This is a genomic window from Yoonia sp., assembly GCF_046498525.1.
Taxonomy (GTDB): Bacteria; Pseudomonadota; Alphaproteobacteria; order Rhodobacterales; family Rhodobacteraceae; genus Yoonia.
The window spans coordinates 1-4,067 of record NZ_JAWOAN010000112.1 but is presented as its reverse complement, the minus strand read 5'-3'; the positions used below and the strand labels follow the sequence as shown (position 1 = coordinate 4,067).

The window sequence follows — 4,067 nt, the reverse complement described above, 5'->3', positions numbered from 1 at the left end:
GCACTATCTAGTCAGAGGTAATCAAAAGGGCAACGCGATGTCAGCGGAAAACGATCTGATCAAACTCTACTCGGGGCGCATTCTGGCGCTTGCTGCCGATATGCCGCGCACGGCTCGTTTGCAATACCCGACGGCGACGGCCAAGAAACGCGCGCCCCTTTGCGGGTCTACCGTGACTGTTGATGTTGACGTGAAGGACGGTGTGATTACCGACTACGGGCAGGATGTAAAAGCCTGCGCACTGGGTCAGGCGGCGGCGGCTGTTGTCGGGGCAAATATTGTCGGGCTGACCCCGGATCAGGTGCAGGCAGGGCGGGACGCGCTATTTGCCATGCTGAAATCCGATGGACCCGTACCTGCGCCACCATTCAGTGATCTGGAAGTGCTAAAACCGGCCAAGGATTACAAAAACCGCCATGCATCGATCATGCTGGCGTTTGATGCCACTTTGGAGGCCTTGCAGGCCCAACACGCCAGCGCATAAAAAAACCGCCGCACATCCGGGCAGATGGCGGCGGCAGGTCTAGAACGGTCCGGCCCGATCCAATGTTCCTTGGGGAGAGGCAAAACCCCCGCTTGGGACGTAAGACAGGCAGGTCATCATTCATTGCATTCTTGGGACAGGGCAATGTGATGGACCGGACCAGAACCGTTCGGCAGGTCAGATCAGCCCGGGCAAGGCCAATCCGACGACAAGCATGACCATCAAGGCAGCCACACCCAAAGCATCGGCGACAATCGTGTCGCGTGAACGTGCGATTACGGATTTAATCTCTTCTGCCATGGCTTATGTTCCCTTAATGTTCTGTTGCCACTTTGTTCTCATATCATTAACGCTATGTAAAGAACTTTTGTAGAACATGTGAGAACATTTTGCGCGCTAACGCACTAACCTACTGATATCAAACGGATCGCTTTGTCCTGCTCCATCAACCAAAGCAGGGTTCTCGCGGCCTTGCCGCGTGGTGTTTCCAGTTTCGGATCGTCGTTCAACAGGGCGCGGGCATCTGATTGGGCCACAGCCATCTGCCCCGCCTGGCGTTCAAGATCGGCGATGCGAAAGCGCGGGATGCCAGATTGTGCCGTGCCGATCACATCGCCTGCACCGCGCATCGCCAGATCTTCCTCTGAAATGCGAAAGCCGTCTTCTGTTTCGCGGAGTATCTCGAGCCGCCGACGTCCGCTTTCACTAAGTGGTGGCTGATAGATCAGCAAACACGAAGAGGCCGTAGACCCGCGCCCCACCCTGCCCCGTAGCTGGTGCAATTGGGCTAGTCCGAACCGGTCCGCATGTTCAATCATCATGATCGAGGCATTTGGCACGTTCACGCCCACCTCAATCACGGTGGTGGCCACCAGAACCTTGGTCTGTCCGGCGACGAACTTTGCCATGGCCGCATCTTTTTCGGCAGGTGGCATCTGGCCATGGACCAGCCCCACGACACCTTCGCCCAAAGCGGCACGCAGCCGTTTGAACCGTTCTTCCGCCGCTGTCATATCGACAGTTTCGCTTTCCTCGACCAAGGGACAAACCCAATAGGCCTGCCTGCCCTCGGCCACGGCATGGCGCAGCTTTGCGACCACCTCGTCCAGCCGTGCGGATGATACCAGAGCCGTTTGTACTGGTGTCCGACCGGGTGGTTTTTCATCAAGAACCGACACATCCATGTCGCCGTACTGTGCCAAAGCAAGCGAGCGTGGTATCGGGGTCGCTGTCATCACGAGCACATCGACCGCATAGCCCTTTGCGCCCAGTTCCATCCTTTGTGACACGCCGAACCGGTGTTGTTCGTCGATAACAGCAAGCCGCAAGTCCCGGAAAATAATGTCTTTTTGGAAAACAGCATGCGTTCCCACAAGGATGTTGATCTTTCCCTCTGCCAGCGCATTGAGTTTCGCCGCGCGTCCCGCACCCTTGTCGCGGCCTGTCAGGATATCCAGAACGACACCGGCGCTTTCGGCCAACGGACGCAGGCCCTCCAAATGCTGGCGGGCCAGAATTTCGGTCGGGGCCATCATCACGCCCTGCCCGCCTGCCTCAACCACATCCAGCAAGGCCATCAGCGCCACCAATGTCTTGCCGGACCCGACATCCCCCTGCAGCAAGCGGTTCATCCGCAAAGGCGTGGCAAGATCTGCCGCGATCTCGGTAAATGCGCGTTGCTGCGCGCCCGTCGGCTTGTAAGGCAATGATGCCAGCACCTTCCCAGACAACGCACCGGTGGCATGTGATGCCACGCCTTTGGCCTTGCGCACTGCCGCCCGCGCAAGGGCCAGCGTCAATTGATGGGCCAGAAGTTCGTCATAAGCGAGCCGTTCGCGTGCCGGTGCGTGTGGTGACAGATCGGACGTGGCCTGCGGGCTATGAACGCGGCCCATGGCCACGGTCCAGTCAGGCCACTGTTCGCGTGCCTTCAGCGCCGGATCAATCCATTCGGGCAGGTCGGGTATCAAGCCCAATGCAGAGCGCGTCGCCTTCCACATTGCCTTTTGCGTTATACCGGCATGAAGCGGATAAACCGGCTCGAACGCGGGAATATCATCGGCCTCGGCCACAGGCAGCACATGATCAGGATGCACAATCTGTGCAATACCGTCGAAAATTTCGACCTTCCCCGACACGACCCGCTTTTGGCCCGTCGGCAGGAGCTTTTGAAGGTAGTCGCCACGCGCATGAAAGAACACCAGTTGAAAGGATGTTTCTGCATCCTCGACATGCACACGGTAGGGCCGCCCGCGGGTCCGTGGCGGATGGTGATCGCCAACCGTCACTTCAACAGTTGCCACCGCTGGCGCGACGACCTCCCGGATACTTGCGCGCCGATGTCTGTCAACGCCGGAAAGCGGCAGTGTCATCAACACATCCAGCGGTTTGACGACCCCGGCACCTTCGAGAATTTGTGCAGATTTGGGTCCGATGCCTTCCAGCTTCGTCAGTGCGCCGAAAAGCGGGAAAAGGATCTCTGGGCGCCCGCTCATGCGTCGCCGATCAGGGCCAGCCAGGCGTCTTCGTCCATCGTTTCAATACCCAGGTCAGCGGCCTTCTTGGCCTTTGATCCTGCTCCGGGGCCGGCAACGAGGATATCTGTCTTTGCACTGACCGAGCCTGAAACCTTGACGCCAAGCCGTTCTGCCCGCGCCTTGGCCTCGGCGCGGGTCATGCGTTCCAACGTGCCGGTAAAGACAACCGTCTTGCCTGCAAGGGGGCTGTCAGTGGCAGGGGCTTGTGCGTCTAGCACATGCAACTGCCGTACCAGCCGGTCTATCGAAGCACGCTCGGCCTCTTGTTGCATGGTTGTCACCACAGATGTGGCCATCACCGCGCCGACACCATCAATGCCGGTCAAGTCGTCCCATGCGGCTCCGCTCCCGATCTCGGCGGTGGTCATCGCCTTTTCGAACGCGTCCCAAGACGTATAGTGATTGGCCAGAAGTGCTGCGCTGTTTTCGCCTACATGCCGGATGCCGAGCGAAAAGATCAATCTGGCGAGCGAAATCTCGCGCTTCTCGTCGATCGCGTCAAAGAGGTTCACAGCACTCTTTTCACCCCAGCCTTCCCTGTTCTTGAGTTGCTGAAGCCCTTCGCCAAACCGGTCACGCAGCGTGAAGATATCGGCGGGTGTCGTGATCCAGCCGTCGGCATAGAACTGTTCGACCTGTTTTGCGCCCAGACCTTCAATGTCAAAGGCCGCCCGAGACACAAAGTGCTTGAGCTTTTCAACAGCCTGCGCGGGACAAATGATACCACCGGTGCAGCGGCGTACCGCGTCGCCTTCTTCGCGGATCGCATCAGAGCCGCACTCTGGGCAGTGCGTCGGCATTTCATAAGGCACCGCAACCTTGGATCGCCGTGCCAGATCCACGTCGCTGATTTTCGGGATCACATCGCCCGCGCGATAGACCTGCACCCAGTCTCCCACACGTATATCGCGGCCATCGCGGATCGGGGCACCGGTGCTATCGCACCCGGCGATGTAATCTTCATTGTGCAGCGTTGCATTTGACACAACGACGCCCCCGACGGTCACAGGCTGCAAACGCGCCACCGGCGACAAGGCCCCTGTGCG

Annotated in this window: 4 protein-coding genes; 1 reads left to right on the top strand and 3 read right to left on the bottom strand. The window is 58.9% G+C overall.

Annotated elements, in window-relative coordinates:
- The first annotated feature begins 37 nt into the window (after positions 1-37).
- Entirely contained in the window at positions 38-484 is a 447-nt protein-coding gene (locus tag R6T97_RS07955) for an iron-sulfur cluster assembly scaffold protein (protein ID WP_410348752.1), read from the top strand.
- A gap of 177 nt (positions 485-661) precedes the next feature.
- Here the strand turns inward: R6T97_RS07955 and R6T97_RS07950 are convergent, their stop codons facing one another.
- The 3 genes from R6T97_RS07950 to ligA all read right to left on the bottom strand — a co-directional run.
- Positions 662-784, bottom strand: a complete 123-nt coding sequence (locus tag R6T97_RS07950) for a hypothetical protein (protein ID WP_373409443.1) — start codon at positions 782-784, stop codon at positions 662-664.
- 104 nt (positions 785-888) lie between these two features.
- Positions 889-2,979, bottom strand: coding sequence for an ATP-dependent DNA helicase RecG (gene recG / locus R6T97_RS07945; RefSeq protein WP_410348751.1), 2,091 nt, complete (start codon positions 2,977-2,979; stop codon positions 889-891).
- Positions 2,976-4,067 (bottom strand): NAD-dependent DNA ligase LigA (gene ligA / locus R6T97_RS07940; RefSeq protein WP_410348750.1); only part of this gene is annotated, 1,092 nt, incomplete at its 5' end. The genes ligA and recG, both read right to left, overlap by 4 nt.

Excerpts from the sequence above, each read along its gene's own strand:
- R6T97_RS07955 (WP_410348752.1), top strand. The coding sequence starts at position 38 with ATGTCAGCGGAAAACGATCTGATCAAACTCTACTCGGGGCGCATTCTG.
- R6T97_RS07950 (WP_373409443.1), bottom strand. The coding sequence starts at position 784 with ATGGCAGAAGAGATTAAATCCGTAATCGCACGTTCACGCGACACGATT.
- recG (WP_410348751.1), bottom strand. The coding sequence starts at position 2,979 with ATGAGCGGGCGCCCAGAGATCCTTTTCCCGCTTTTCGGCGCACTGACG.